Raw genomic sequence first — 26,816 nt, forward strand, 5'->3', positions numbered from 1 at the left:
TTCAGTGGGCCCGAGCCGGTCGGATCAGGTGGCGGACTCGTAGGTGCCCCAGATCGACAGGACGTCGCCGGCCTGCCAGGTGTAGGGCACGGACTTGGTCCAGCTCGCCGTGACCGTGCCCGAGGTGGTGGTGATGCGATTGGCCACGCCGCCGTTGGCCGTCGACAGCTGGGCGGCCCCCTGGAAGAAGCGGAAGCCGTTGATGCTGCTGTAACCGACGACGTTCAGCAGGATGTCGGTCATCCAGCCGGTGGCCGGGAGGACCGGCATCGAGATGGACCAGGCGCCGGCGGCGTCCAGCGCGGCGACGTTGGTCGTCGTCCCCATGGCCAGCCGGGCGCGGACGTGGACGAGCGTGCCGAGCTTGACGTACCTGCCGTTGAGGCTGCCGTTGCCGACCACCGGAGCGGTGCCCGTGGACGAGTACCAGACGGGCGTGTAGTTGGTCCAGGTGGGCACCGGCTGGTACGCCGTCCAGGCCGTGCCGTTCCAGCGCTGGAGCCCGGAGCCGCTGTCGCGGTACTGGCCGGTGTAGCTGGCCGTGGTGACCGCGCCGGCCGGGGCGATACCGCCCAGGGCGCTCGGGTAGCCGACCCAGGCCGAGCCGTCCCAGCGCTGGAGGTCGCCGCCGGAGTCGCGGTACTGGCCCGGGTAGGCGCCGTTCCCGGTGTCGCCGACCACGGGCAGGATGCCGCCGGCCGCGACGGTGGGGGTGCGCAGGTCGAGGGCGGCGGCCCAGTTGACGCCGCCGGTGCCGGCGCTGCTGCCGGCCCCGATCGGGACCTGGTAGATCGGCAGCGCGATGGCGGGGAGCGCGGGCACCTCCGGGCTCGCGGCCGGGGTGCCCCGGACGATCTCGACGGCGGCCTTGGTGAAGCCGGAGGCGTCGTACTGGTTGTCGTAGATCCGCAGGACGACGACGTCGATCCGGGGGGCCGCGTCGCCGTCGGCGAAGGTGAGCGTCAACTGCTCGGAGAGGGTGACCGGGTACGCGCCCTGGTTGCTGTCGCCCTGGACGACGGCGCGGCCCTCGTGGACGGTGGCGGTCATGGTGCCGGTACCGCCCTCCATCCAGAAGCCCGACAGCCGGTACTGCCCGTCGTAGGAACCGGGGAGGATGCCGGAGCGGACGTCCAGCGGGTTGGCCGGGGTGGTGGCTCCCAGCTGGGTCAGTCGGGTGTCCTCGCGGGTCTGGCCGGTCTCGGCCACCCATGAGCTGCGCAGGTTCATCTGCTGGTCTCCTGTGGTCGCGGAGGAAAAGGAGGGTTGGTCAGGACCGGAGCCACTCGGCGTTCAGGCTGGTGTAGTAGCCGGAGCCGCCGAGGGTGGTCATCGTGGTGCCCGAGCTCTGCAGGCCGTACAGGGCGACCTTGTCGCCGGCCGCCAGCTTCAGCAGGGCGGTGCCGCCGACGGTGGTCGCGCCCGGCCCTGCGCCGATCTGCCAGGTGGCGCGGGGCACACCGGCACCGTTGACGTAGATGCGCGATCCACGGGTGCCGGAGGTGGACTCCGTGAACCAGGTGACGGCGCCGGCCACCCGCCACCATCCGGCGCGCGGCACGGTGTAGACGTTGGTGGCCCAGCCGGCCGTGTCGTCGACGTCGGTGACGTTCAGGTTCATCGCCGTCCACACGCCACTGGACACCGACTGCGCGGTGCTCTGGGACACACTGAGCAGGAGGGTCGTACGGCCCTCCGCGTAGACCCAGGCGCTGCCGTTCCAGCGTTGCAGCTGTCCCGCCGCGTCCTCCCGGTACTGGCCGACGTAACTGCCGCTGACCAGCAGGGGAGTGGACGGCGCGATCCCGCCGGCCGACTTCGGGTACGGCACCCAGACCGTGCCGTCCCAGCGCTGCAGGACGCCCGACTCCTCGCGGTACTGGCCGGGGTAGGCGCCGCTGAAGCCGCCCGCCGGGACGATTCCGCCCAGGGCGACGGTCGGGTAGCGCAGAGGAGTGACGGCCGATTCCCAGAGGAGTCCCCCGCCGCCGGCCGAGGCGCCCTTGGGCACCCTGATCTGGTAGAGCGGCAGGGCGCTGCCGTCGGGGGTGTTGGGCAGCGTCGGGGAGGTCGAGGGCGTGCCCTTCACCAGCCGCAGCAGGGCCTCCGTCGCCGCGGTGCCGTCGTAGACGCTGTCCCGTACGACGAGTTCGACCAGGTCGAGGCGGTCGTACTGGGCGTCGCCGTCGAGCACGGTCAGGGTCTCGGGCTCGGTGACCGCGACCGGGTAGGCGCCCTGGTTGATCCGGCCGCCCTGGACGAAGGCGCGGCCGGTGCCGATGGTGAACGTCATGCTTCCGGTGGCGCCGGTGAGGGCGAAGCCGCCGGGGACGATGCCGCCGCGCGACTTGAGGGGGAGGTTCTCGGCGGCGTTGGCGTTGACGGTCAGCAGCCCGGACAGGGTGAGGCGGGTGTCCTCACGGGTCTGGCCGGTCTCGGTGAGCCAGGCGGCTCGAACAGTCATGTGATCACCACTCCGCTGCTCGCCAGCGCACCGTCATCCGGGCGCCGGTGTCGTAGGTGTCGGGCCGGAAGGCCAGTTGGGCGCGGCCCGGGGCGAAGGCGAAGAGCTCCTCGGGGCTGCTGTCGGGGGCCGCGGTGTGCCGGCGGGAGGCGGTGCCGTTGAGGGTGACCGTGCCCGCGGCGGTGTCGACGACGAGCTCGTCACCGGCGGCGAGCCCGATCTGGTAGCGCAGCCGCAGGGCCGAGGTCCGGTCGGTGACGGTCGGGTTGGCGCACGGGCCGTTGAAGGTGAGCACCGGGTGGGTGGGCGCGGAGCCGTCGTTGTCGGCGTTGACGTCGCCGGTGGAGGTGGCCTGGCCCCAGTACAGCGGCCAGTACAGCGGCCAGGTCAGTCCGCTCTCGGGCTGCGGGGCACCGGTCACCGCGGTCCGCTCGGTGACCGAGTAGCGGCGCGGGTCGGTGGCGTACCACTGCACGGACGCCCGGGAGACGCCCTGCGTGGTGTACGTCCGGTCGGCGGCCAGCACCCGCTGGCTGACCCGGGCGCGTACGGCCAGTGTCTCGCCGTGCAGCCGGACGGCGAGCCAGCGCTCCTGGTCGTCGAGGAGCAGGGCCTGGCGCAGGGCGCGGGTGACGGTGAGGGAGGAGACGGTGTCGCCCTGCGGGGGCACCGTCCACACCGTGCCGCCGATCCTGCGGGGCTTGGCGTAGCGGGCGCCGGGCCAGGCGCCGTGCGCGGTGGGGTGGTCGGCGTCGGAGGAGTCGTACTCCGGCAGGTCCTCCCAGCCGCTGAGGCCGCCCCGGTCGATCTCGTACGGGGTGCCGGGGCCCAGCAGCAGTCCGGCCCACTGCATCTGCCCGTCGCGGGTGATGAGTGAGCCGGGTGGCACGTCGTCGGTGTATGCGGTTGTCGTGGTCTCGGCCATGGGGCCGTCACCTCACTCTCATGGGCAGGCGTGGGCGGAGGCGAGGAAGAGGAGGTCTTCCGCCGTGCCGCGGGCGCCGGCGCTGCGGCTCTCGTGGAACTCCTTGACGCGGTGGGGGAGTTGGGACGTGGTCCGGTGCCGGCGTGCCAGGGACCGCTGTCGCTCCAGGGCGCTCGGCGGCAGCACCCGTCCGCCCGCGCGGGTCGCGCCGGGGACGGCGACACCTCCCTCGGCGAGCATCGGGATCTTGTTGAGATGGACGCCGAACTTCTTGCCGAGGAACGAGAAACTCAGGGAGTTGAGCCCGTCGATGATCCAGTTGGCGAAGGCGACGAGCCCCTGGATCGGGCCCTTGACGACGCCGGCGACGGTCTGCGCGCCGGTCGTCAGGAACTGTCCCATCGCGCGCAGGGTGCCCGAGGCCGCGTCCTTGATCCGGCCGAACATCCGGGGGATGTCCTGGGTGATCCAGGTGAGCGCCGGCCTGACCGCGTCCTTGAACCCCTGCCAGACCGACGACACCCTGCCGCTGAGTGCCCTGGTGTCCCCGGTGGTCAGCGCGTTCAGCACGGCGAAGCCGGTGCCGACGACGGCGCCGACGGCGGAGAGCGCGGTGGTGACCAGGCCGAGGTAGCCGGTGACGTACGTGTTCACGGCGCTCGCGACGGCCTTGATGACCGGGGTCAGGATCGTCAGATACCCCTCGACGTACTTCAGCACGAGCGTGGCGAGCTGCTCCATCAGCCGTTGCCCGGTCTCGGAGTTCAGCGCGAGCTCGATCAGCCAGCCGGCGACGGGGAGCAGGAGGCCGGTGACGAAGCCGATGGGGTTGGCGCGGGTGAGGGCGTTGATGATCAGCATGACGCCGGCGCCGATGGTCATGAGGGTGCCGAAGGTGCCCATGATGTCGCCCAGGACGCCGGAGGCCTCGATCAGCGCGCCGACGATGGCGAAGACGCCGCCGAGGGAGGACGTGAGCCCGAGGAGGGTCTTCGTGGCGCTCTTGCCGCCGGCGTTCCTGATGCCGGACGCGGCGGCGGTGGCGGTCTGGCCGGCCTTGGTGACGGAGCGGGCGGCGGCGTCGGCGTTCGCCTTGGTGCCGCGTACGGCGGTGGCGGCCTGGTCCGCTGCCGTACGGATACGGTCGGTGCCGTCGGCCGCAGCCTTGATGCGGCTGCTGAGCGTGCGTACGGGGCCGAGGCTCTGCTCCACCCGGGACCGGAAGGAGTTCAAGGCCGGCACGATCCCGGCGAGTGGATCGGCTGACACTGCCGCGGTACTCATCCGCGCGCCTTCGCCAGGAACATCAGCGCGTCGGCGGTGCGCTGCGGGGTGCTGGTCTCGGCGGCGTAGTAGTGCTCGATGTGCAGGGCCCCGCCACTGGCCCCGGTGGCTCCGGTGTACGCCGAGCCCTGGGCGGCGGCGCGCCGCAGCAGCCGGTCGAGCTTGCTCAGCGGCAGGACGGCCTCCGCCTCACCGGCCTCGGCGAGGATCGCCGGGACACCGCCGGAGCGGGGCAGGACGACACCGCCGGTGGCCAGCGCGGGGATGCGCGGCAGGCTGACGCCGAAGGACTTGCCGCCGACGCCGGGGACCCAGCCGGGGATGGAGACCTTGATGCCGTTGAGGGCGCCGATCGCGCGGTTGATGATGCCGATGACGGCGTTGATCGGGCCCTTCACCGCGTCCTTGATGCCGTCGAAGGCACGGCTCGCGATGCCCTTGAGTCCGCCCCAGATGCTGGACAGCTTGTCCTTGACGGCCTTGAAGGCGCCCGGGATCGCGGACTTGACCCAGTTGACGACCGGCGAGATGACGGCCTTGATGCCCTTCCAGACGCCGGAGACGACCGACTTGATCGCGTTCAGCGCGGTGCTGATGACTTTCTTCCAGATGTTGACGTAGGTCTGGATGACGGTCGCGATGGCTTTGACGACCTTCGAGACGGCCGTCTTGATGCCGTCCCAGACCGACTTGATCAGCTTCGCCGCGTTCTTCATGATCGGCCCGATGGCCTTCATGACGGTGCCGATCACGGACTTGATGACGCCGAAGGCGGTCTGCAGGACCTTCTGCATGGTCTTCGACCTGGTCGCCATGTCGACGACCTTCTCGATCAGCGGCTGGAGCAGACTCATGAGCATGCCGAAGAAGTTGCCCTTCATCGACTTGTTCATCTTGTCCTGACCCTTGGCCGCCTTACCGGCCCCGGCCTCGTACTTCCCGAGACTCTGACCGGCGGTGGAACCGGTCTTGCCGGCTTTACCGATGGCCTTCTCAGCCTGCTCGGAGGCGGTCTTGAGGCCCTTGAGCTCGTTTCCCGAACTCTGCGCCGCCCCCTTGAGCTGCTTGAGCTGGCCCTCCGCACCGCCGGCCTTCTGTTTCAGTCCGTCCGTGGCCCGGCCGGCGTCCTGGGCCCGGTCCTTGAAATCCTTGAATGACGACGACGCCCTGCCGAGAGATCGAAGCAAAGACATATTCACCACATCCTTGAAATCGGGGACGAACCCCTGCGGTCAGCCAATGGCCGCAACCAGCGCGTCAATGCGTGAGTGCAGGTTTTCGAGCTCGTCCGCCGCGCTGCGCGACCGTGGGATGGAGCCAGGTGAGGCCGGTACCGATCCCACGCGGGCGCGGGTGTCACGTCCCGACCGCTCGATCCTGGCCACCCTTGTTTCCACTGCGCCGATCCGTTTGTTCGCGTTCTTCATGAGACGCGAGAGACGGTGCTCGATGGTGGAGAACCTGCCGTTGAGCTTGCGCTCGTCCTTCTGCTGAGCGGTCAGGAACTGGCGATCCAGCTCGGCTCTCCTCATGACGGCGTTCACCAGGCGGAGGGCGAGCCGGTTGACTTTCTCGGTGATATCGAAGATGGCGAAGTCGTACTTGACGAAGGTGACACCGATGAGGCTGCCTGTCAGTCCCGAAACGAAACCCATGAACTCCGGTGTCTTGTACCACCTGGTGTCGGGTTTGAAGGTCGACGCTCCGGCCTTTTCGATCTCGTCGGCAATGAGTTTCTTGAGCGTTTTCTCCTTTTCCGGCGCCGCCTTCTGCTCGGCTGCCTGTTCCTCGATCTTCTTCTCTGTGAGGATGAGAAAAAGTTCATTCCTGTCGATCTGCAGCTTTATTTCGGTGGCGAGCCTCTTGTCTTCGTCCTTGAGGCTCTGTATCTGCTCTTCCGGTGTGGGCATGGTGGCAGTCACTCCCTCCTGGTAGCATCGCGCGAATGGGCATCCAAGGCGGCAAGGGGGCCGGGCGGGGTGCAGTGGTTGGATACCTGCCCGTACGTCATTTGTTGGTGATCTGCGGAGTGTTCGCCCTTTATTGGGGAGCCACACTTGTCATCGAGCTTTTTGATCGCCTGGGCGGACTCGGAAACTGCGGTTACCGGATGGGGCCCGCTTGCGAGGAAGGGCGCTGGGCCCTGGCGATCGGAGCGCCCGCACTGATCCTCGGGATCTGCCTCGTGGGGTGGCTGCACGGATTGCGGGGCTGGGTGGGCCCGGTCGCAGCCTTTGGCGGATTAGCGTTTCTGTACGGCTCGGCCGGCGCCGCCCTGGTTTTCGCAGTCAATGTCCCGCAGGTCGGAGGGGTCGGCTGGGTCGTGATGAACACGGCTGCCGCAGTGCTGTTTTTCGGCCTCTTCGTGTTTCTACTCCTGGGTGTCCTCTCCGGCGTGCGGAACGGCGATGGCGCCATGCGCATGATGAGAGATCTCTTCTGGGTCCTGGAAGTACTTCCGGAGTCGAGGAAGCAGCGGAGGAGGATGAGGCGCGAGCGAGGTATTTCCGCACAGGAGCTGAGGGAGGGTCGCATCATCCCGGCAACACGACGCGAGAAGGCGCACTGGGTGCTCTTCGTGTCCGAGGCCGTGCTGGCACTCGTCGGCGGGATAATCGCAGGCCACGCATTCATCGCGTTCGCCTCGTGACGCCGCTCCGCCCATCGCCCCGCCCAACCGGCTGCGGGATCGCTCCGGACAGGCGCGGCGCCGACGGCTATGACCGCCCGCCCCGGCGCGCCCGCCGGGCCTCCGTCAGGGCGTCCGTCCAGCCGGCCGCGTAGGCGCGGGACTCCCGGGTGAGCAGTTCTTCGTACACCCGGTCGAGCAGGGCCTCGCGGTCGGGTGGTGCGGTGTGCAGGAGGTGGGCGAGGCGGGTGTAGGTGTCGATCTGCCGCTTCGGGAAGTCGCTCGTGCCAGTCGCCATATCGGGCCTGCTTTCCGGTCTGTCCGCTGGGCTGTGTTGCAGATGACGCTCCTGGGGTGTGCGAAGCGTCGGTTCGAACTAGTGTACGAGTAAGTCCGTGGTGCCGCTCCGTGTTTGGTGCGAACTCTCCGTGTTTCCGCGGTCCGGACCTGCGGCGATGCAGGCTGCCCCAAAAGTTGTGCCAGGTTCGTGGAGTAAGATCCGGCCGTTCTCCCATTGGGTATGGAGAACACGTGAACTACAGGGATATGTAAGAGAGTTGAGGGTCCGCCAGATGACGGTGGACGGCGACGGGCAGCCGTCCTCGCGCGGGGGAGCGCGACGGTACAGGGGACGAGAGCAAGGCCGACGGGGTGGACGGGGACGAGAACGACGCGCGAGATGATCACGAGATCGACTGGCTGGAACAGTCTCCCGATCTGCCGCATCTCATCGCGCGCGTCTCCGAGCTCGTCCTCCGCCACGGCTATGCCCCGGAAGACCTCCTGACCCTGCCCCGCGGCGAACTCGACCGGCGTGAACTGGCCGCCTACAGCGCTGGCTGGGCCGACGTCGTCAGCGAGCAGCTGCCCGCCATCCGCCGCGCCTACGAGGAGCGGATCACCGCCGCCTACTTCCAGGGCCAGGACGACGCCCTCACCGGTCACCGCCCGCGCCGCGCCCGTCGTACGGAGGGCGTGCCCGGCGGTGAGGTCATCCCGCTGCCGTACGTCGAACTGCTGCGCCCGCCGTCCGAGATGGCGCGGGTGGAGGCGCGGGGCGAACGGGAACGGTCGGTCGCGGACGGGACGCCGGTGCCCTCGCCGGGGCCGGGCGCGGACGAGCCCGACGGCGACGCCGGCGACTTCCTGCCCTCCGCCCGCGAGGCACGCGAGAAACGGTCGGCCCGCTCGGCCCGCCGTGCGGTGGTCCGGCGCAACGGCCGGGCCAGCGTGCCCCCGCTCACCCGCTCCGGTGGCGACGCGGGAGCCGGGCGGGACAGGGGACGCCGTACGGAGCCGGGCGAGCGCCCGCAGCAGGAGCCGCCGCCCGAGGAACGCCCCCGGCTGTCGGACAGGGCCCGCGCCCTCGCGGACGGACTGGAGGGACGGGCCACGGGGCGGCGCAGGGATGAGCCGCCGGAGGTGCCGGGATCGGGGTCAGGGCCGGGGGCGGGGTCGGGATCCGGGCGAGGGTGACCCGCTTGGTGCGTCAGGCGAAGAAGCGGGCCAGTTGGGTCGGTGAAGGGGAGGAAGGGGCGGAGGGGGTGGCATCGGTGCTTGGCGCCGCGGCGGGATCTGCGTCCCGGACCTCTCCCTCGTCCTCGTTCTCGTCCGGGCTGCCCGGGCGCGGCACCGGTGCCGGCGGGTCCGGTTGTTCGCCCTCGTCCGAGTTGACGCTCGCGAACATCCAGTTCGCCGCCGCCAGATGGTCCACCGCGGCGGCCAGCAGATGGTCGGTCACCGACCACTCGGCGGCCTCGCCGTGCAGGTCGCGGTTGAGGGCGCTGTCGTGCGGCAGATGCTTGACGAGCACCGCGAGCCGCCGCGCGGAGAGGCGGTCGCGGTGCCAGTCCAGCAGGTCGATGCCGTAGTAGCGGAGCAGGTCCGCCTCGAGGGCCTCGGCGTGTTCGTCGACGAACCCGACGAGGCTCAGCCTTCCCCCAGGCCGAGCCCGGTCTCCTTGCCGTAGGCCTCCAGGATCGCGGCGATGTCCTGCATGGTGATCTCGTGCCGTTCGAAGCGGCTGAACTGCTGCTCGCCCATGAGCAGCCCGAGCAGCCCGTCCACGTCGTTGTCGTCGAGCTCCCGCAGCGCCTTCGCGGTGGCGCGGGTCAGCTCCGTGGGCAGGGTGAAGGTCTCGCTGTCGAGCTCGAACGACCAGGTACGGCCGAGGGCTTCGAGGCGCTGGGCGCGGGCGGCGTTGACGTCGAAACGGGTCATGGTGCCGGGTGCTCCTTGACTGGGTCCGTGGGGTGTGGAGAGAGAGGGATGAGGGTGGGGTGGGCGGGTGCGCTCACCCCACCCGGTCGGTCAGGACGCGGCGTACGAGGCGTCCTTCATCACGAAGCTCGCCAGCGCCGAACCGTCGGTCGCCGCCATCGCCGTGAAGGTGATGCCGAGCTGGGCCGGCGACTTGCGGGCCAGCTTGATGTCGTCCGCCGCGGTGACCTGGCCGCGCGGGATACCGAAGCGGTAGGTCACGGCGGCGCCGTCGCCGGCGCGGACGTCGGTGAACTCCAGGCCGAGGGCGCGGACGTCGGCGAACGGCCGGTCGGCGATGTCGTACTTGTAGACGCCCGTCGAGCCGGTCACGGCCTCGACCTGGCCGCCGCCCATGAAGAACGGCAGCGTGTCCTCGTTGAACTGCATCAGCGAGAACTTCAGGGTCAGGTCGCGGTCCGAGTACACGAAGTGCACCGGGCTGACGGCCTGCCACACGTCGACCGGCTCCAGCTTGTCCTTCTTGCTGAAGGTGACGCCCTCGCCGTTGGTGAAACCGAGGTTCTTCCAGCCGGTCGCCCAGTCGGTGGACAGGTCGGTGGAGAAGGACGTCGGAATCTTGGTGTCGGCCGCGGCGACGTAGAGCCGGCCGACTCCGGCGATGCGGATCTCGGAGGAGTTGGTGCCTGCCATGGATGGTTCTCCTTATATAGGGGTGTTGGTGATGCGGGGTGCCGTTCCCGGCGGTTCCGGGCACGGCGAAGGCCCCGCCGGCTCGGGGAGGCGAGAGGTGGCGGGGCCTTCGGTCTGTGGGGCCGCTCCAGGGCGAACGTGCGCGGGGCGAGCGGCGGGTGCGTCAGTAGACGTCCAGGTACACCTTCAGCACGGCCACGTAGCGGTTGGCCGCGCGGTAGAGGTAGTCGGGCAGCCAGCGGGGACCGTCCTGCTCCTCCACCTCGGTGATCAGGTTGGTGCCGTAGCGGTTGCCGGCCGCGGCCATCAGCGCGCGGCGGGCGGAGTTGGCCAGGACGTGTGCGGCCTGCTTGGTGGGGCCGTACACCTCCAGCTCGATCAGCGGCTGGTCGACGTGGAGTTCGCCGACCCAGGCGCCGCCGCGCCGGTTGACGAGGACGGCGGCGGTTGTGCCGTCGAAGTCTTCCGGCGGCTGGACGGTCACCAGCGCCGTGGAGAGCGCCGAGTCGGCCTCCAGGATGTCGACGACCAACGCCTCGACATCGGGGAAGGCACTCGGTGGAGTGGGTGTGGTCATGCCGGGTCACCTCGCCGGAAGCGGGAAGAAGGAGGAAGGAAGCGGGATGCGTAACGCGGGGTGCGGAACGCGGGAAGGGTGCGCTCTCGGGGCCGCCGGGCGGGCGCCGCGCGGGGCGGGGCGGGGAGGGGAGGCGCGTGGCGCCTCGGCCCGGCGTACGGCGACGGGTGCGCCGCTCCCGCCTCTCGGGGTGCGGGCGCAGCTCCGCCGCTGCACCAACTGTGACAGAGGATCGTGCGCGCACGCAACTAAAATGGCGAAGGAATCGCGCCGGAAGGCGCGGGAGGGGCGAAAGTGCGAGGTGGGGGGCGTGGGTGCGATGGGGGCGAGGGGGGTGATGGGGGTTGGAGTGGGGGGAGTTTGCGTGGGGGGAGGTGGGGTGTGTTCGCGAGGTGCACCCGTCGGCCCACGGGTGCCCTGTGCGGTGTCAGTCGGTGGCGGGTGAGGCCGCCGTACCGGCCTGGATCAGAACCCGGGCGCCGGCGCTCTCGCGCTCCGACTCGTTCGGCAGGAACTGTTCCACCACCCTGACGAACATCTCCCGCCGGTCGGCCGGGACGCCCAGCAGGTCGGCGACCTCATCCAGGGTGGGCCTGCGTCCGGAGCCCGCGGGGGGCGCGGGCGCGGCCAGGTAGTCGTGCGGGTCGGCCAGTTCCTCGGCGGTCAGCCGGCCGGAGCGGATGAGCATGTCGCGGACCGGTACGCCCAGCACGCGGGCGAGCCGGCGCGTGGTCTCGAGGTCCGGCATGCTCTGCCGCTGGAGCAGGCGGGTGACGGCGGCGCGGTGCACGCCGGCCTCGTCCGCGATCCGTGACTTGCCACCGCCGCGCGGGCTGTCGATGTCGTATCCGCGTTCGCGCATCAGGTCTTCGACCCACGCGGCGAACGCCTCCAGGTCCTGGGTGTTCATATCTGCTCGCTTCCTTCGGGGGTGGCAAGAGTTTAGCTTGCTTGCGCGCACGGAATTACGTGCTCTCGCGTAAGCAATGAGGAAAGTTCGTGTATTTGGTGGAGGTTGATGGAGGGGTGAGGTCTGAGTAAATCGTTGCGAGCGCGCACGCAATCTGTGACTCTGGGGGCGTTCACTTCGTAACGGCTCGTCACGAACCGACACGACAGGGGGGTCCCATGTCCATGCCCGCGACCAGTACCTGCCCACCACCGGATGCCGGCCGCCCGGCGGGCTGGCAGTCCGCTGCCGCCTGCGCCGGGCTCCCACCCCGGATCGTCTTCTCCAAGAAGCCCAAGGAGGCCGCCCCGGCGCTGCGGGCCTGCGCGGTCTGCCGGGTACGGCGCGCCTGCGAGGAGATCGTGGCACCGGTCGAGAACCGGTTCGACGGCGTCTGCGGCGGCCGTCTCTGGCGCTCCGGCCGGCCGGTCGCCGTACCGGACCACCTTCTGCCCCCGGCCCTGGCCGCGATCGCCGCACACCTGCCCGCTCCGGGAGGCGGTGTCCGTGGCTGAACGACGAACTCCGGCTGAGCAGCGGCCCGGGCTTGCGGCGGATCCGCGGGACGGGCTTCCGGCTGGGCAGCGGCCTGGGCTTGCGGCGGATCCGCGGGACGGGCTTCCGGCTGGGCAGCGGCCTGGGCTTGCGGCGGATCCGCGGGACGGGCTTCCGGCTGGGCAGCGGCCTGGGCTTGCGGCTGGGCAACGGGGCGGGGGCGGGCGCCGGTCCGGGGGCGTGGGGAGATCCGTGGGCGAGGGGAGGTCCGGGGCCCAGCAGTGGTCTGGGGCCGAGGCGCGATCCGGGGCCCAGCAGCGGTCTGGGGCCGAGGCGCGGTCTGGGGCCGACGCTCGATCCGGGGTGGCGGCGCGGTCCGGGGCCGAGGCGCGGTCCGGCGTACAGGCGCCGTCCGGCACAGCGACCCGGTCCGGGGATGCGCCCCGGTCCGACGGCGACGATCGGGCCGTCGCACAGGCCGTGCTCTGGATCGGCACCCTGCTTCAGCAGTTTCCCGAGCTCTCCGTGGAGCTGGTACCGGGCCGCACCACTCCCGCCGCCCGCCGCGGCGCCTCCGCACCGGCCCCCGACGCCCTCTCCGCCCGTCTGCGCGAGGAGCGCGAGGAGGCCCTGCTTCTCCAGCAACGACACGGACTCACCGCCCCGGGGCACAGCGCGGCCCCCCTCCGGCTGCACGTCTCCGACGCCATCCGGGACATCACCGACGGCGTGGTCGAACTGGAGGAGGCCGTCCGCGAACGGCTCGGCCTGCCCCGCCCGCGCCGCGCCCCCGTGCCGGAACGGCTGCGCCGGATCGCCGCGCTTCTCGACGGCATCGCCGCCGACCCGGTCCTGGCCGCCCACGTACGCGACGAGACCCGCCGGATGGCCCGGCGCTGCGCCCGCGTGCTGGGCGACACGGAGACCGTCGTACGGATCTCCGGCCGTTGCCCCTGGTGCGACTCGGTCTCCCTGCGGGCCTTCCCCGACCGCGGCGCCGTGCTGTGCGTCAACCCGGCCTGCCGCTGCTCGGACCCCGACTGCGGCTGCCACGACGACCCGGCCTACCGGCACACCTGGGACGAGGGGGAGTGGCAACACGTATGACCGACCGCATGACCGACCGCACCAGCCACGACGGCCGCCACGACGTCCCGACCCTCATCCCCGGTCCCCTCGCCGCCAAGGAGGTCGGCGTCGCCCCCGCGACCATCCGCAAGTGGGTCCAGCTGGGACGGCTGAAACCGGCCGGCAAGGCGGGCCGCGCCCAGCTGTTCCGGCTGGAGGACGTCTTCGCGGCCGAACGCGCGGCCCGCGACCCGAGGCGCACGGGGTGATCTGACCCCCGCGGGCGGCATCCCTGTCACAGATTCGGCAGTTCGGACAGTTCACCGGGGGGAACCGGTCGCGCTCGCCGGGCGTTGAGGAAGAATGGAGGCATTCAGCCGTCCGGGGGGAGGTGCCCGTGTCGTATCCGTCACCATGGCAGCCGGGGCAGGGACCGGTGCCACAAGGCGCCTCGATGCTCGCATCGCATGCCGACCGTGAGCGAGCCGTCGACGTGCTCCGGGCGGGCTTCAGCGAAGGACGCCTTCAGCAGGACGAGTTCACCAAGCGGGTGGAGCGGGCGTACCAGGCGCGTACGGTCGGTGAGCTGCAGCTGGTCGTCTCCGATCTGCCGCAGGGACCGATGGCGGTGCAGCCGTCACTCGCCCCGCCCCCGGGCTTCGGCCCGCCCGTGCCGCGTACGTTCCTGCCGCTCGCGCCGCCGCCGACCAACGGCAAGGCGGTCGGCTCGATGGTCTGCGGAGTGCTGACCACGATGACGGCGGGCATCACCGGCATCCCCGCGGTGATCCTCGGCCACAAGGCCCGCGCCGAGATCCGCCGTACCGGAGAGGGCGGTGAGGGCTTCGCCCTGGCCGGCCTGATCCTGGGCTGGCTGTCGGTGGCGGGCTGGGCGTTCTTCGTGATGATCATCCTCCTGACGGCGACCTCCTCCACAGGCTGACGCCCCCGCCGGATCCCACCCACCCGCCAAGCCCCCGCCTACGGGATGCCCAGCTCGAAGATGACGTAGTGGGCGTACCAGCCGGAGGCGATGGCGGCCGTGATGAAGAAGACCGCCAGGCTCGGCCATTTGAGGCGGTTCAGGGCCGCGGCGGGGGCTAGCAGGAGGGGGAAGACGGGGAGGAGGTACCGGCCCGTGTTGCCGAACATCTGCTGGGTGCCCAGAACCGTCACGATCGACGCCAGCGCGTACGCGACCAGCACCAGCGGCGGCTTCTTGCGCAGCATCAGCGCGATCAGGAAGGGCAGCGCCAGCACGATCTGTACGGAGAGCAGGTCGGGGGTGGAGAAGGCGAAGAGATAGTTGCTGTGGCCGACCGCGGTGTTGCCGAGCACGTCCAGCGTGTACTTGCCGAAGTCGAAGTAGTGCGCCCACCCCTCGCGCTGGAGCGTGAAGTACGCGGTGACGGAGTCCGAGGTCAGGCCCACCCAGGCTATGTAGGTGAGCAGTCCGAGCGGCGCCGCGAACATGGCGTACACCGGCCCCGCGACCCCGTGCTCGCGCCGGCTCTCCCGCCGGGCAAGGGTGACCAGCGCGGCCAGTCCCACCGCCCCGATGAGCGCGGCGGACGTCGGGCGGTTGAGGCCGGCGAAGAAGGCCAGCAGGCCCGCCGACATCCAGCGGCCCTTCATCACGCAGTAGCAGCACCACGCCGCGATGGCGACGAACACCGACTCCGAGTAGACCGCCCACTCCACGCCCGCGCCCGGCACCACCGCCCACAGTCCGGCCGCGATCGTGCCCGCCCGCACCCCCGCCAGGGTCGAGACCACCGCGTAGATGCCGGCCGCCGCGACGAAGGAGGCCAGCACCGAGACCAGGATCGCGGAGCCGTACAGGCCGAGGCCGGTGATCTCCGAGACGCCCCGGATCAGCCCGGGGTAGAGCGGGAAGAACGCGACCGAGTTCTGCTTGACGGTGAACAGCCCACCGGGAGCGAGCCGTTCGAGCGGCCCGGGGTCGTAGCCCTTCTCGGCGACCTGGAGGTACCACCAGCCGTCCCAGGTGGCGAGCACGTCCCACCAGTGGGTGCCGCCGCCGAACCGCGGGTTCTTCTTCTGGTAGTCGTCGGCCCATTCCAGCAGCCACGCGAAGACGATCAGCCCGGTCAGCTTCGTCACGCCGTACAGGAGCAGTGGGTCGCGGTACGGTCGTAGACCGTCCGGCAGGACGAGGCGGCGGGGCTTCGGCGGCGGCTGTTCCTGTCCTTCGGGCAGGGTGGAGTCCGGTGCCGCGTCGCTGCGGGCCGTGCTCATGACTGGGGTCCCCCCTAGGCCGGTCACCGGGATCCGAGGCCGGAGTGGTCGCCCGGGTGATCGTGAAGTGTGGTCATAAGATCGCAACAGAGTCGCACATGTGCGCCACAGGTTAAGGGGAGGGCGCGTGGCGGATACGTCGAAGACCGCGAACGCCGGCGACGTGACGACCGTCGTATCGGTCGTCATACCCATGTTCAACGAGGAAGAGGTGCTGCCGGCCCTCGTCGGCCGGCTGCGCCCGGTGCTCGCCGGGTCGGGCACGGCGTACGAGGTCGTGGCGGTCGACGACGGCAGCACCGACCGCACCGCCGAACTGCTCGCCGCCTTCCGCCTGGGCTGGCCCGAGCTGCGGATCATCACCCTGCGCCGCAACTCCGGCCACCAGGCCGCCCTCACCGCCGGGCTGGACCGCGCCGGCGGCGCCTATGTCGTCAGCATCGACGCCGATCTCCAGGACCCGCCCGAGAAGATCCCCGAGATGCTCGCCCTCGCACAGCGGGAACGGCTCGACATCGTCTACGGCATCCGTGCCGACCGGGCCAGCGACACCGGGTTCAAACGGTGGACGGCCGGGATCTACTACCGGCTCGTTCGGCGGCTCGCAGGGCCCTCCGTGCCTGCCCAGGCCGGTGACTTCCGGTTGCTCAGCAGGGCAGCCGTGGATGCCCTCAAGGCCCTGCCGGACCAGCAGCGCGTGTACCGGCTGCTCGTACCGTGGCTGGGATTCCCCAGCGGGCAGGTGACGTACGAACGCGCTCCGCGCCCGGCCGGCCAGAGCAAGTACCCCCTGGGGCGGATGATCCGTCTCGCGGTGGACAGCTTCACCGGCTTCTCCGCGGCGCCGCTGCGGATCGCCACCTGGCTCGGCGGCTTCGCCTTCCTGGTCTGTCTGGCGCTGATGGCCTACACGCTCGGCGCCCACGCCTTCGACCACACGGTCCCCGGCTGGACCTCCCTCTTCACCGGCGTCCTTTTCATCGGCGCGGTCCAGCTGATCTGTGTGGGGCTCCTCGGCGAGTACGTCGGCCGCATCTACACGGCCGTACAGAACCGTCCGACGTATTTTGTGGGACACGACACGGAGCGCGACACAGTGGTGGAGGACTCCACAGGTCAGCAGCTTGCGGACGCGGAAACTCCTTTACCACACCAGCGGTCCGGCTCGCGAACGTAACCGTCGTGTGTCGCGCGTACTGCCTCTGTTTTGACCGGAGTGATTGAGCTGGGTACGCTCAGACCTTGTGCCTGGGGTGTGCCCTGGCCCTCGTGCGTGCCATCACACCGTACCGGGGCCCAAGAGCGGCCACCGCAATCCGCGCTTACTTCCCGCCTGGCGGCGGGAGTCCGCAGGATTCGACACACCCGACCGCGTGGGTCGGAGATGTTCCAGGTTAGCTGTACAAATCGGCACACAGAAACCGGAGAAGTAGTGCCTACGATCCAGCAGCTGGTCCGCAAGGGCCGGCAAGACAAGGTCGAGAAGAACAAGACGCCCGCACTCGAGGGCTCCCCTCAGCGTCGTGGCGTCTGCACGCGTGTGTTCACGACCACCCCGAAGAAGCCGAACTCGGCCCTGCGTAAGGTCGCGCGTGTGCGTCTGACCAGCGGGATCGAGGTCACCGCTTACATTCCGGGTGAGGGACACAACCTGCAGGAGCACTCCATCGTGCTCGTGCGTGGCGGCCGTGTGAAGGACCTGCCCGGTGTTCGCTACAAGATCATCCGCGGTTCGCTCGACACCCAGGGTGTCAAGAACCGCAAGCAGGCCCGCAGCCGCTACGGCGCCAAGAAGGAGAAGTAAGAATGCCTCGTAAGGGCCCTGCCCCGAAGCGCCCGGTCATCATCGACCCGGTCTACGGTTCTCCTCTGGTGACCTCCCTGATCAACAAGGTGCTGCTGAACGGCAAGCGCTCCACCGCCGAGCGCATCGTGTACGGCGCCATGGAGGGCCTGCGCGAGAAGACCAGCAACGACCCGGTCATCACGCTCAAGCGCGCTCTCGAGAACATCAAGCCGACCATCGAGGTCAAGTCCCGCCGTGTCGGTGGCGCCACCTACCAGGTCCCGGTCGAGGTCAAGCCCGGCCGTGCCAACACCCTGGCGCTGCGCTGGCTCGTCGGCTACTCCCGCGCCCGTCGCGAGAAGACCATGACCGAGCGCCTGCTCAACGAACTTCTCGACGCTTCGAACGGCCTTGGTGCGGCCGTCAAGAAGCGCGAGGACACGCACAAGATGGCCGAGTCCAACAAGGCCTTCGCGCACTACCGCTGGTAGTCGCTACCCACATCGAGACCGAGAGAAGACGAAAGCCTTATGGCTACCACTTCACTTGACCTGGCCAAGGTCCGCAACATCGGGATCATGGCCCACATCGACGCGGGCAAGACGACCACCACCGAGCGGATCCTGTTCTACACCGGTGTGTCTTACAAGATCGGTGAGGTCCACGACGGCGCTGCCACCATGGACTGGATGGAGCAGGAGCAGGAGCGTGGCATCACGATCACCTCTGCTGCCACCACCTGTCACTGGCCGCTGGCCGACGTCGACCACACCATCAACATCATCGACACCCCGGGCCACGTCGACTTCACCGTCGAGGTGGAGCGTTCGCTGCGCGTGCTCGACGGTGCCGTGACGGTGTTCGACGGCGTCGCCGGTGTCGAGCCCCAGTCCGAGACGGTGTGGCGTCAGGCGGACCGCTACGGCGTCCCGCGTATCTGCTTCGTCAACAAGCTCGACCGGACCGGTGCCGAGTTCCACCGCTGCGTCGACATGATCAGCGACCGCCTGGGTGCGACGCCGATCGTCATGCAGCTCCCGATCGGTGCCGAGGCCGACTTCAAGGGCGTCGTCGACCTGGTCACGATGAAGGCCTTCGTGTGGTCCGCCGAGGCGGAGAAGGGCGAGATGTACGACGTCGTCGACATCCCGGCCACCCACACCGAGGCTGCCGAGGAGTACCGCGGCAAGCTCATCGAGACCGTCGCCGAGAACGACGACGAGATCATGGAGCTGTACCTGGACGGCCAGGAGCCTTCCGTGGAGCAGCTGTACGCCGCGATCCGTCGGATCACCATCGCGTCCGGCAAGTCCACGGACATCACGGTCACCCCGGTGTTCTGCGGTACCGCGTTCAAGAACAAGGGTGTTCAGCCGCTGCTCGACGCGGTCGTGCGCTACCTGCCCTCCCCCCTGGACGTCGAGGCCATCGAGGGCCACGACGTCAAGGACCCGGAGCAGGTCGTCAAGCGCAAGCCGTCCGACGACGAGCCGCTGTCGGCGCTGGCGTTCAAGATCATGAGCGACCCGCACCTCGGCAAGCTCACCTTCGTCCGGGTCTACTCGGGCCGCCTGGAGTCCGGCACCGCCGTGCTGAACTCCGTCAAGGGCAAGAAGGAGCGCATCGGCAAGATCTACCGCATGCACGCGAACAAGCGTGAGGAGATCGAGTCGGTGGGCGCCGGCGACATCGTCGCCGTGATGGGCCTGAAGCAGACCACCACCGGTGAGACGCTGTGCGACGACAAGCAGCCGGTGATCCTGGAGTCCATGGACTTCCCGGCGCCGGTCATCCAGGTCGCCATCGAGCCCAAGTCCAAGGGCGACCAGGAGAAGCTGGGCATCGCGATCCAGCGCCTGGCCGAGGAGGACCCCTCCTTCCAGGTGCACACCAACGAGGAGACCGGCCAGACCATCATCGGCGGCATGGGCGAACTGCACCTCGAGGTGCTGGTCGACCGTATGCGCCGTGAGTTCAAGGTCGAGGCCAACGTCGGCAAGCCGCAGGTCGCCTACCGTGAGACCATCCGCAAGACGGTCGACCGGGTGGACTACACGCACAAGAAGCAGACCGGCGGTACCGGCCAGTTCGCCAAGGTGCAGATCGCGATCGAGCCCATCGAGGGCGGCGACGCGTCGTACGAGTTCGTGAACAAGGTCACCGGTGGCCGTATCCCGAAGGAGTACATCCCCTCGGTCGACGCCGGTGCGCAGGAGGCCATGCAGTTCGGCATCCTGGCGGGCTACGAGATGACGGGCGTCCGCGTCACGCTTCTCGACGGTGGCTACCACGAGGTCGACTCCTCCGAACTGGCGTTCAAGATCGCCGGTTCGCAGGCCTTCAAGGAGGCCGCGCGCAAGGCCAGCCCCGTGCTGCTCGAGCCGATGATGGCCGTCGAGGTCACCACGCCCGAGGACTACATGGGCGAGGTCATCGGCGACATCAACTCCCGCCGTGGTCAGATCCAGGCCATGGAGGAGCGGGCGGGCGCCCGTGTCGTCAAGGGTCTTGTGCCCCTGTCGGAGATGTTCGGCTACGTCGGCGACCTCCGCAGCAAGACCTCGGGTCGCGCAAGCTACTCGATGCAGTTCGACTCCTACGCCGAGGTTCCGCGGAACGTCGCCGAGGAGATCATCGCGAAGGCCAAGGGCGAGTAACGCACCGCGTTCCGACGCTTTAGGCTTGACCCTGGAGCCTCACGGGTCGTTCCTCCGCTTTCATGTCATTCGTGGCATGTGCGGCGGAATGATCCCGGGCCCGGGATTTGACAGCAAAGATCACCTGGCGCCGATGAACCAAGGCGTACAGAACCACTCCACAGGAGGACCCCAGTGGCGAAGGCGAAGTTCGAGCGGACTAAGCCGCACGTCAACATCGGCACCATCGGTCACATCGACCACGGTAAGACGACCCTCACGGCCGCCATTACCAAGGTGCTGCACGACGCGTTCCCGGACCTGAACGAGGCATCGGCGTTCGACCAGATCGACAAGGCTCCCGAGGAGCGCCAGCGCGGTATCACCATCTCCATCGCGCACGTCGAGTACCAGACGGAGACGCGTCACTACGCGCACGTCGACTGCCCGGGTCACGCGGACTACATCAAGAACATGATCACCGGTGCCGCGCAGATGGACGGCGCGATCCTCGTGGTCGCCGCCACCGACGGCCCGATGCCGCAGACCAAGGAGCACGTGCTCCTGGCCCGCCAGGTCGGCGTGCCGTACATCGTGGTCGCCCTGAACAAGGCCGACATGGTGGACGACGAGGAGATCCTGGAGCTCGTCGAGCTCGAGGTCCGTGAGCTCCTCTCCGAGTACGAGTTCCCGGGCGACGACCTGCCGGTCGTCCGCGTCTCCGCGCTCAAGGCCCTCGAGGGCGACGCGCAGTGGGGTCAGTCGGTTCTCGACCTCATGCAGGCCGTCGACGAGTCGATCCCGGAGCCGGAGCGCGACGTCGACAAGCCGTTCCTCATGCCCATCGAGGACGTCTTCACGATCACCGGTCGCGGTACGGTCGTCACCGGCCGTATCGAGCGTGGTGTCCTGAAGGTCAACGAGACCGTCGACATCATCGGCATCAAGACCGAGAAGACCACCACCACGGTCACCGGTATCGAGATGTTCCGCAAGCTGCTCGACGAGGGCCAGGCCGGTGAGAACGTCGGTCTGCTGCTCCGCGGCATCAAGCGCGAGGACGTCGAGCGCGGCCAGGTCATCATCAAGCCGGGTTCGGTCACGCCGCACACCGACTTCGAGGCCCAGGCCTACATCCTGTCCAAGGACGAGGGTGGCCGCCACACGCCGTTCTTCAACAACTACCGTCCGCAGTTCTACTTCCGTACGACGGACGTGACCGGCGTCGTGACCCTCCCCGAGGGCACCGAGATGGTCATGCCGGGTGACAACACCGAGATGAAGGTGGAACTCATCCAGCCCATCGCCATGGAAGAGGGCCTGAAGTTCGCCATCCGTGAGGGTGGCCGGACGGTCGGCGCCGGCCAGGTCATCAAGATCACGAAGTGATCTTGAACTGACCGGGTAGTACTCGAGCAGTGCTCGAATGGGCCCGTACGACTTCGGTCGTACGGGCCCATTCGTCGTTCCTGTCGGCTGCGCGACACGACCGGTTGGGCCATATGGTCGCGCCCCCGTCAAGTGAAGTGAGAGCGAACGGACCTGGTCGTTCCGGCGATGGTTGGGTCAAATTCGGCGCGGCGCTGAGTGGAATGTCCCTTGCCGCTCCCTGTGCGGCGGTTGTGTCCTCCGTACTCTGACCAGGATGACTGGCCTGGTATTCACGCGCGGTGGACAGCCGCTGCCCCCGCTCGCCGACCGGCCCCCCGCCGTCGCCGCCCCGCGCGGCCGGGAGCGGAGGCCGCGTCTCTACGCCCTCGACGGCATCCGCCTCCTCGCGGCGCTGATGGTCGCGGCCCACCACTACGCCGGCACGCGCCGCGTGAACCAGCCGGGCAACCTGATCTGGGACCGCCCGGTCTCGGACATCATGCCGACGGTGTTCAGCGTGTCTGCGTACGGCTGGATCGGCGTCGAGATCTTCTTCGTGATCAGCGGCTTCGTGATCTGCATGTCGTGCTGGGGCCGGACGCCGAGGCAGTTCTTCGTCTCACGGGTCATCCGCCTGTACCCCGCGTACTGGTTCGCGGTCCTGTTCACGACGGCCGCGCTGGCCGCACTCCCGGGCGTATGGCCACGCCTCCCCCTACGGGACGTCCTCCTCAACCTGACGATGCTTCAGTCGGGCCAGGGCGTGATGAACGTCGACGGCGTCTACTGGACCCTCTGGTCCGAACTCCGTTTCTACCTGCTCTTCCTCGTGGTCGTCTGGATGGGCCTGACGTACCGCAGAGTGGTGATCTTCTGCTGTGTCTGGGGCGCCGCGGCCATGCTCGCGCCGGTGGCGAAACTGCCCCTTCTCGCACTGATCGCCGACCCGGAAGCGGCCTGGTACTTCATCGCCGGCCTCGCCCTCTACCTGATGCACCGCTTCGGCCAGGACCTGCTCCTGTGGGGCATCCTCGGCATGGCCTGGCTGATGGGCCAGAAGGAGATCGGCGCTCGTATCGACGAGGTCGAACACGTCGGCAGCTGGCGCGGCGCGGTCCTCATCTTCACGGTCTTCCTGGCCGTCATGATCGCCGTGGCCCTCGGCTACACCGACCGCATCCAGTGGCGCTGGCTGGTGACGGCGGGCAGCCTCACCTACCCCCTCTACCTGATGCACTACGCGGCCGGCACGGCGGTCATCAACCGCCTCCACGACACCATGGACCCCCGCCTCCTGCTGGCAACGGTCCTGACCGGCTTCCTCCTCCTCAGCTGGGCGGTGTACCGCTTCGTGGAGCGACCGCTGGCGGGGGCGGTGAAGCGGGGCCTGGACGGGGCGTTCACCCGCTTGCGCAAGGAGTAGCCGACCGGTCAGCTCGCGTACCGGGGAAGCCCGTCGGTCGAGATGGTCCAGTCGGCGATGGTGACGTCCTCGCCGTAGACGAAGTCCTTGCGGGTGGCGTAGCGGGGGCCGTCGGGGGTGCGGTGGATGTCGGTCAGGGTGATCACCACCACGTCGGGGCGGCGCATGATGCCCTCGGGCTCGTCCTCCACGTCCGGCTCGCCTGTGTGGGCCACGATCTCGTCCGGCATCAGTCTTTCGAGACGTTTCCGCAGATGCACGGCGGTCAGCTCGTGTGGGCCGACGGGAGCCGTCATGCCGTGGACGATTCCTTCCTTGGTGACTTCGAATTTCCCGGGCAGGGTGTCCTCCGTGGACTGGACGAAGTCCCGCATGGCCCGGTAGCGGAGGGAGGCGCCCTGCCGCGCATTGTCTGAGGCAAGGATCGTCGCTTTCATGCTAGGCGGACTCCGGAAGATCGGATCGGCAGTCGCGGCAGTAGGAGCCTGGCGCAGGTGCGCGGATGGCGCGCTCGCAGCCCTCGCAGTTGTGAAAGGAGAGGGCGAGAGGGTCGGGGAGCGCTGGGGCCGCTGGACAGGAGTGTGGGAGGTGGTGGAGATGGCGGCAGCAGCTCGGTGAGGCGGTAGCCGAGCAGGGACGCCGGGTGGCGGGGGTCGCCCGGGAGGTTCGAGGTCAGGGCATGGCGTACGGCCTCGGGGTGCGCGCCGCGTTCGAGCCAGGCGGCTACGGCGGGGGCGAGGCGGCCGATGTCCCGTTCGGAGAGGAGGAGGCGGTGGTCGTGGTGGTGGAGGGTGGAGAGGAGGGTGGTGGCGGTGCGGTGGCGGTCGAGGTCGGGAATTCGGGGCTGAGGGAGCGGGGGTTTGGGGGAGTGGTGGCTTCCGGGGCGGCCTCGGATTGGGGCTGGGGGTGTGGTTCTGCTTTGGGCTCGGTTTCGGCTGATGCTCGCGGGGGTGCGTCCTGAGGGGCCGGTAGGGCCTTCGGGGCTGGTGGGGCCGGTGATGTCGATGAGGGTGGTGCGGGTGGTGCGGGTGGTGCGGGTGGTGCGGGAGGGCGGTGTGCGCTCGGTTTGCGGGTTCGACTGGCCGCCGGACAGTCTCGTCCACCCCGGCAGCGACGAGGCCGTACATGCCCGCGACGGTGGTCCGGACGCCCTCGGGCACGCACTGGAGGCGGCCACGCTGGGGTACGCGTACGACGATCCGACGCCCACGCCGTCGCGGGACGCGACGTCGGCCGCGATCATGGAGAAGGTCGTACAGACGTACGGCAACCCCGAGAACGTCAAGGAACCCATCTCCGACAGCCTCGGGCGGATGGGCGCGGCGTATATCGACGACCTGAACTGGGGCCTGAACGAGAACCGTGCAGACAGCCTGTTCGCCCCGACCGATCCGGCGGGGCACGCACAGTTCGGTTCCAACAACGCGATCAAGTTCCTGAGCACGCTGGGGCAGCATCCGGACGCGTACTCGGAGATCTCGGTCGCCCAGCAGATCTATGGGACGAGTGCGCTGGAGGCACAGGTCGACGGGAGCCACATCAACCAGCCGCATGCTCGGGAGATCGTGCGCACGGGAGCGGAGATCCAGGGGATCCTCGACCAGTCCCGCGCGGATCAGGTCGAGGCGGAGGGGCTGGCGAGGGACGCGGCCTACAACAAGAGCCTCCAAGAGAAGACCGAGTGGATCAAGTTCGGTGCAGGCGTCGGTATCGCCGCGGGCGCGGCGTTCCTGCCCCCGGTTGCTGCCGTGGGCGTGGCCGGCACGCTCATCCCCGTCTTCATGGACGCCGGGCAGGGGGCGGTCGAGCAGCAGATCGGCAGCGTGATCGACGGCAGTGCTGAGACCCATCAGATGGACAGCGCCAACAACACGCATGAGCAGCAGGGCGCGATCTATCGTGCGGGCCACGTAGCTGCGGCATCACCCATGGAGTCGTTCATGGCCAAGCACGGGATTCCGCACGACGACAACGGATTCGGGCAGGATTTGGAAGAGGCACTGAACAGCGGATATACGAAGGGGACAAATGGAGAGGACCAGCTCGGTGTACTTCCCAGTGCATAGAGCGAGGATGGCGCCCGTGCTCGTCGCCGTGGTTCTCGCTGCGGCTGGTTGCCAGGGCGGGGAATCGAAGGGCGAGCAATCCGCGGAGCCCAGCACTGCCAAGAGTTCCTGCGACACGGTCCTGAGCGCGCAGGGGAAGGAGGCTGTGAGGCGAGTTGCTGACATTCCTGCGTCCGTGAAGCTCTCCACACGCACCGACCCGCAGGATCCCGCTGACGAACTGATTGCGCAAAATGATGCGGCAACGGCCGACGACTACAATGAGGTTGACTTCTGCAACATCTACAGCGGGTCTTCCCTGGTCACACCTTCCGTAAGGACCAGGTTCTCACTGGTTCGGGAAGTTCCTGCGCCGAGCAAGGACTCGATTGTTCAGGAATATCGTATGGGGAAGAGGGCGGCAGCTGGTGAAAAGGTCGCTCTGCTTTATTTTGAATGCACCAGCAAGAAATTTTACATGGGCGCCGGTGCGACAGTACTGGTGCACGGATATTCGCGCATCTACAACGAGGTGACCGTATCCGAGGATGTGGCGAGGCAGGACAACCTTCGGATCATCTATGAATCAAGCCGCGCCCTTTCCAAACTGCTCGGCTGTAAATCCAACGCAGAGCTGCCTGCCGCTTTCACCATGCCCCCCAAGGCGTAGTCCGGCATTGGGGGGCACGACCGTAAGTCGTGTTCAGCGGTAGCGGATCACGTGCAAGCGGTGGACGCCCGAAGGGTCCGGGGACGCGGGGGTGCCCGTTGCGCCGTCGAGGAGCATGACCGCGTTCGGGAGTTTGCGGGCGGTCACCAGCCAGCCCACTGCCTCTCGGGCGCGGCCGTCCGTGCGGCGGATCCAGATCAGGGCTCGGGCATCGGTCGGGAGGGCGGACAGCGCTTCGAGTGCGGTCGGCCAGTCCTCGTGTTCCGAGGTGGAGAGGACGGCGCCCAGATCCGAGAGTGTCGGCTCCAGCCATGCGGCGCGTCCCGGCTGGGGTGTGGCCCCCGGGTTCTCGCCGGCGTCCCAGCGGGACAGCCACGCCCAGGGGTCGGAGTTGGGCAGGCCGAAGGGGGGTGACTCGTCCTTGGGGATGACCACGGTCGCGTCGAGGAGGGCGTCCTGCCAGTTGCCGTCGCGGAGAAAGCGGACGGTGTTGCAGGAGAAGACCCAGCCGCGTCGCGTCTCGTCCGCCGGCGTCGGGGTGTCCAGGGCGACCTGGCCCTGGTAGGCGTCGTCGAGCCAGAGCCGGGCCTTGTCGAGCGCCGACGTGAAGTCCGCCGCCGGGCGTTCCCACGGCAGACGGCGCGCGCCTTCCGTCGCGGGCAGGGCTCGGAGCAGGACCAGCTCGCGGACGAGGGACGTGTCCAGGCGGGCCAGTGAGGAGGTCAGGCCGTCCAGCAGGACCACCCTCCCCTTGTTGTTGTGCGCGTACAGCAGGTTGCCCGTCGCCTCGTGGCCGCCGATCTCGCGGCGTACCCAGACCACGCCCCGGGTGTCCGGGCCCGGTTCCGAGACGGCCTTGATGATGTCGTCCCAGGTGTTGACGGGCAGGCGCGTGAATTCGGGGAAGTAGCGGCGCTTCAGGCGGGCCACCCAGCCCGGGGCCTCGTCCGACGGGCGCCAGGGGAGCGGCATGGACGGGGCGCCGGAGATCGCGGAGTGCAACGCGACCGTGCAGCCCCGGGTGTTGATCCGGCGGGGCTGGCCCGCCACCCGGGCCGCCGTCTCCTCGGGCGAGGCAGCCGGGGCCAGGTCGGCGAGCGGGTCGCTCGGGGCCGGGTGGAAGGGGGAGCCGCCGTCCTTGGGCACCACCACGGAGGCCGCCAGCATCGGCGTCTCCGGGTAGCCGGGCTGCGGCACCGCACGGCAGGGCATGAGCCAGGCGGCGGGGGTTTCGTGGACGGGTTCCGCGGCGGACGGCGCGACGAGGCCGCCGTAGGTGGCGTTCAGCCAGGCGGCGGCGCGATCGTGGGGGACGGGCACCT

The 26,816-nt window shown here is 69.1% G+C and carries 29 protein-coding genes; 14 read left to right on the plus strand and 15 right to left on the minus strand.

Translation table 11 applies throughout. From position 1 onward, the window contains the following. Positions 1 to 24: 24 nt before the first annotated feature. Genes ACFPIH_RS26435 through ACFPIH_RS26460 form a run of 6 tightly spaced genes read right to left on the minus strand, consistent with a single transcriptional unit; the run spans position 25 to position 6,583 of the window. Positions 25 to 1,230: a hypothetical protein gene (locus tag ACFPIH_RS26435; RefSeq protein WP_381176291.1), complete on the minus strand. Its 1,206-nt coding sequence runs from the start codon at positions 1,228 to 1,230 to the stop codon at positions 25 to 27. A 40-nt stretch (positions 1,231 to 1,270) separates the two neighbouring features. Beyond that, positions 1,271 to 2,464, minus strand: a complete 1,194-nt coding sequence (locus ACFPIH_RS26440; protein WP_381176294.1) for a hypothetical protein — start codon at positions 2,462 to 2,464, stop codon at positions 1,271 to 1,273. Positions 2,465 to 2,468: 4 nt separating this feature from the next. Next, positions 2,469 to 3,389: a phage distal tail protein gene (locus ACFPIH_RS26445; RefSeq protein ID WP_381176297.1), complete on the minus strand. Its 921-nt coding sequence runs from the start codon at positions 3,387 to 3,389 to the stop codon at positions 2,469 to 2,471. Positions 3,390 to 3,407: 18 nt separating this feature from the next. Then, positions 3,408 to 4,673: a phage tail family protein gene (locus tag ACFPIH_RS26450; protein ID WP_381176300.1), complete on the minus strand. Its 1,266-nt coding sequence runs from the start codon at positions 4,671 to 4,673 to the stop codon at positions 3,408 to 3,410. Beyond that, positions 4,670 to 5,866, minus strand: a complete 1,197-nt coding sequence (locus tag ACFPIH_RS26455; RefSeq protein ID WP_381176303.1) for a phage tail protein — start codon at positions 5,864 to 5,866, stop codon at positions 4,670 to 4,672. The genes ACFPIH_RS26450 and ACFPIH_RS26455 overlap by 4 nt, the downstream gene beginning before the upstream one ends. Before the next feature lie 39 nt (positions 5,867 to 5,905). Beyond that, complete coding sequence (locus tag ACFPIH_RS26460; protein WP_381176306.1) at positions 5,906 to 6,583, minus strand: hypothetical protein; 678 nt, start codon at positions 6,581 to 6,583, stop codon at positions 5,906 to 5,908. A gap of 35 nt (positions 6,584 to 6,618) precedes the next feature. Here ACFPIH_RS26460 and ACFPIH_RS26465 point away from each other — a divergent pair, with 35 nt between their 5' ends. Beyond that, on the plus strand, positions 6,619 to 7,323 hold the full coding sequence (locus tag ACFPIH_RS26465; RefSeq protein ID WP_381176309.1) for a hypothetical protein: 705 nt from the start codon (positions 6,619 to 6,621) through the stop codon (positions 7,321 to 7,323). A 67-nt stretch (positions 7,324 to 7,390) separates the two neighbouring features. Here the strand turns inward: ACFPIH_RS26465 and ACFPIH_RS26470 are convergent, their stop codons facing one another. Then, positions 7,391 to 7,600, minus strand: coding sequence for a hypothetical protein (locus ACFPIH_RS26470; protein WP_381176311.1), 210 nt, complete (start codon positions 7,598 to 7,600; stop codon positions 7,391 to 7,393). Positions 7,601 to 7,953: 353 nt separating this feature from the next. Between ACFPIH_RS26470 and ACFPIH_RS26475 the strand changes: the two genes are divergently transcribed. Next, complete coding sequence (locus tag ACFPIH_RS26475) at positions 7,954 to 8,778, plus strand: hypothetical protein (RefSeq protein ID WP_381176314.1); 825 nt, start codon at positions 7,954 to 7,956, stop codon at positions 8,776 to 8,778. 13 nt (positions 8,779 to 8,791) lie between these two features. On the opposite strand, the gene ACFPIH_RS26480 is transcribed toward ACFPIH_RS26475, so the two are convergent. The 5 genes from ACFPIH_RS26480 to ACFPIH_RS26500 form a co-directional block, all read right to left on the minus strand. Continuing rightward, positions 8,792 to 9,166 carry a hypothetical protein gene (locus ACFPIH_RS26480; protein ID WP_381176712.1) on the minus strand — a complete coding sequence of 125 codons (375 nt, stop codon included), beginning with the start codon at positions 9,164 to 9,166 and terminating at the stop codon, positions 8,792 to 8,794. A 65-nt stretch (positions 9,167 to 9,231) separates the two neighbouring features. Continuing rightward, the gene (locus ACFPIH_RS26485; RefSeq protein WP_381176317.1) at positions 9,232 to 9,522 is read right to left on the minus strand and encodes a hypothetical protein; all 291 of its coding nucleotides are present in this window, start codon (positions 9,520 to 9,522) and stop codon (positions 9,232 to 9,234) included. Positions 9,523 to 9,612: 90 nt separating this feature from the next. Continuing rightward, entirely contained in the window at positions 9,613 to 10,215 is a 603-nt protein-coding gene (locus ACFPIH_RS26490) for a phage tail tube protein (RefSeq protein WP_381176320.1), read from the minus strand. Positions 10,216 to 10,378: 163 nt separating this feature from the next. Continuing rightward, on the minus strand, positions 10,379 to 10,792 hold the full coding sequence (locus tag ACFPIH_RS26495; protein ID WP_381176323.1) for a hypothetical protein: 414 nt from the start codon (positions 10,790 to 10,792) through the stop codon (positions 10,379 to 10,381). A gap of 427 nt (positions 10,793 to 11,219) precedes the next feature. Next, a complete protein-coding gene (locus ACFPIH_RS26500; RefSeq protein ID WP_381176326.1) occupies positions 11,220 to 11,702 on the minus strand; it encodes a helix-turn-helix domain-containing protein in 483 nt (160 codons plus the stop codon). Positions 11,703 to 11,920: 218 nt separating this feature from the next. On the opposite strand from ACFPIH_RS26500, the gene ACFPIH_RS26505 reads away from it, so the two are divergent. The 4 genes from ACFPIH_RS26505 to ACFPIH_RS26520 all read left to right on the plus strand — a co-directional run bounded on the left by ACFPIH_RS26505 (position 11,921) and on the right by ACFPIH_RS26520 (position 14,247). Next, positions 11,921 to 12,256, plus strand: coding sequence for a WhiB family transcriptional regulator (locus tag ACFPIH_RS26505; RefSeq protein ID WP_381176330.1), 336 nt, complete (start codon positions 11,921 to 11,923; stop codon positions 12,254 to 12,256). Between the two features lie 343 nt (positions 12,257 to 12,599). Further along, entirely contained in the window at positions 12,600 to 13,343 is a 744-nt protein-coding gene (locus ACFPIH_RS26510) for a hypothetical protein (RefSeq protein ID WP_381176333.1), read from the plus strand. After that, positions 13,340 to 13,573, plus strand: a complete 234-nt coding sequence (locus ACFPIH_RS26515) for a MerR family transcriptional regulator (protein ID WP_381176336.1) — start codon at positions 13,340 to 13,342, stop codon at positions 13,571 to 13,573. The genes ACFPIH_RS26510 and ACFPIH_RS26515 overlap by 4 nt, the downstream gene beginning before the upstream one ends. 185 nt (positions 13,574 to 13,758) lie before the next feature. Continuing rightward, a complete protein-coding gene (locus tag ACFPIH_RS26520; RefSeq protein ID WP_381176339.1) occupies positions 13,759 to 14,247 on the plus strand; it encodes a DUF1707 and DUF4190 domain-containing protein in 489 nt (162 codons plus the stop codon). Positions 14,248 to 14,285: 38 nt separating this feature from the next. Here ACFPIH_RS26520 and ACFPIH_RS26525 read toward each other — a convergent pair whose 3' ends face one another. Then, a complete protein-coding gene (locus ACFPIH_RS26525) occupies positions 14,286 to 15,563 on the minus strand; it encodes a hypothetical protein (protein ID WP_381176342.1) in 1,278 nt (425 codons plus the stop codon). Positions 15,564 to 15,756: 193 nt separating this feature from the next. Between ACFPIH_RS26525 and ACFPIH_RS26530 the strand changes: the two genes are divergently transcribed. The 6 genes from ACFPIH_RS26530 to ACFPIH_RS26555 all read left to right on the plus strand — a co-directional run bounded on the left by ACFPIH_RS26530 (position 15,757) and on the right by ACFPIH_RS26555 (position 22,779). Then, positions 15,757 to 16,740 (plus strand): glycosyltransferase family 2 protein, encoded by a 984-nt coding sequence (locus ACFPIH_RS26530; protein WP_381176715.1) that lies wholly within the window; start codon positions 15,757 to 15,759, stop codon positions 16,738 to 16,740. Between the two features lie 255 nt (positions 16,741 to 16,995). Continuing rightward, positions 16,996 to 17,367 carry a 30S ribosomal protein S12 gene (rpsL, locus tag ACFPIH_RS26535; RefSeq protein WP_003948652.1) on the plus strand — a complete coding sequence of 124 codons (372 nt, stop codon included), beginning with the start codon at positions 16,996 to 16,998 and terminating at the stop codon, positions 17,365 to 17,367. A 2-nt stretch (positions 17,368 to 17,369) separates the two neighbouring features. Next, positions 17,370 to 17,840: a 30S ribosomal protein S7 gene (gene rpsG / locus ACFPIH_RS26540; protein ID WP_121787381.1), complete on the plus strand. Its 471-nt coding sequence runs from the start codon at positions 17,370 to 17,372 to the stop codon at positions 17,838 to 17,840. A 39-nt stretch (positions 17,841 to 17,879) separates the two neighbouring features. Then, positions 17,880 to 20,006, plus strand: coding sequence for an elongation factor G (fusA, locus tag ACFPIH_RS26545; protein ID WP_381176347.1), 2,127 nt, complete (start codon positions 17,880 to 17,882; stop codon positions 20,004 to 20,006). A gap of 174 nt (positions 20,007 to 20,180) precedes the next feature. Then, complete coding sequence (gene tuf, locus ACFPIH_RS26550) at positions 20,181 to 21,374, plus strand: elongation factor Tu (RefSeq protein ID WP_381176350.1); 1,194 nt, start codon at positions 20,181 to 20,183, stop codon at positions 21,372 to 21,374. Between the two features lie 256 nt (positions 21,375 to 21,630). Continuing rightward, positions 21,631 to 22,779 (plus strand): acyltransferase family protein, encoded by a 1,149-nt coding sequence (locus ACFPIH_RS26555; protein WP_381176353.1) that lies wholly within the window; start codon positions 21,631 to 21,633, stop codon positions 22,777 to 22,779. Positions 22,780 to 22,787: 8 nt separating this feature from the next. On the opposite strand, the gene ACFPIH_RS26560 is transcribed toward ACFPIH_RS26555, so the two are convergent. Continuing rightward, the gene (locus tag ACFPIH_RS26560) at positions 22,788 to 23,216 is read right to left on the minus strand and encodes a hypothetical protein (RefSeq protein WP_381176356.1); all 429 of its coding nucleotides are present in this window, start codon (positions 23,214 to 23,216) and stop codon (positions 22,788 to 22,790) included. A gap of 582 nt (positions 23,217 to 23,798) precedes the next feature. Between ACFPIH_RS26560 and ACFPIH_RS26565 the strand changes: the two genes are divergently transcribed. Together ACFPIH_RS26565 and ACFPIH_RS26570 are read left to right on the plus strand one after the other, a co-directional pair. Then, positions 23,799 to 24,845 (plus strand): hypothetical protein, encoded by a 1,047-nt coding sequence (locus ACFPIH_RS26565; RefSeq protein WP_381176359.1) that lies wholly within the window; start codon positions 23,799 to 23,801, stop codon positions 24,843 to 24,845. Between the two features lie 16 nt (positions 24,846 to 24,861). Then, positions 24,862 to 25,494 carry a hypothetical protein gene (locus ACFPIH_RS26570; RefSeq protein WP_381176362.1) on the plus strand — a complete coding sequence of 211 codons (633 nt, stop codon included), beginning with the start codon at positions 24,862 to 24,864 and terminating at the stop codon, positions 25,492 to 25,494. A gap of 33 nt (positions 25,495 to 25,527) precedes the next feature. On the opposite strand, the gene ACFPIH_RS26575 is transcribed toward ACFPIH_RS26570, so the two are convergent. Next, positions 25,528 to 26,814 (minus strand): YrhB domain-containing protein, encoded by a 1,287-nt coding sequence (locus ACFPIH_RS26575; protein WP_381176365.1) that lies wholly within the window; start codon positions 26,812 to 26,814, stop codon positions 25,528 to 25,530. Between the last annotated feature and the right edge of the window lie 2 nt (positions 26,815 to 26,816).

Source organism: Streptomyces vulcanius (genome assembly GCF_042653945.1).
Classification (GTDB): Bacteria; Actinomycetota; Actinomycetes; order Streptomycetales; family Streptomycetaceae; genus Streptomyces; species Streptomyces mangrovi.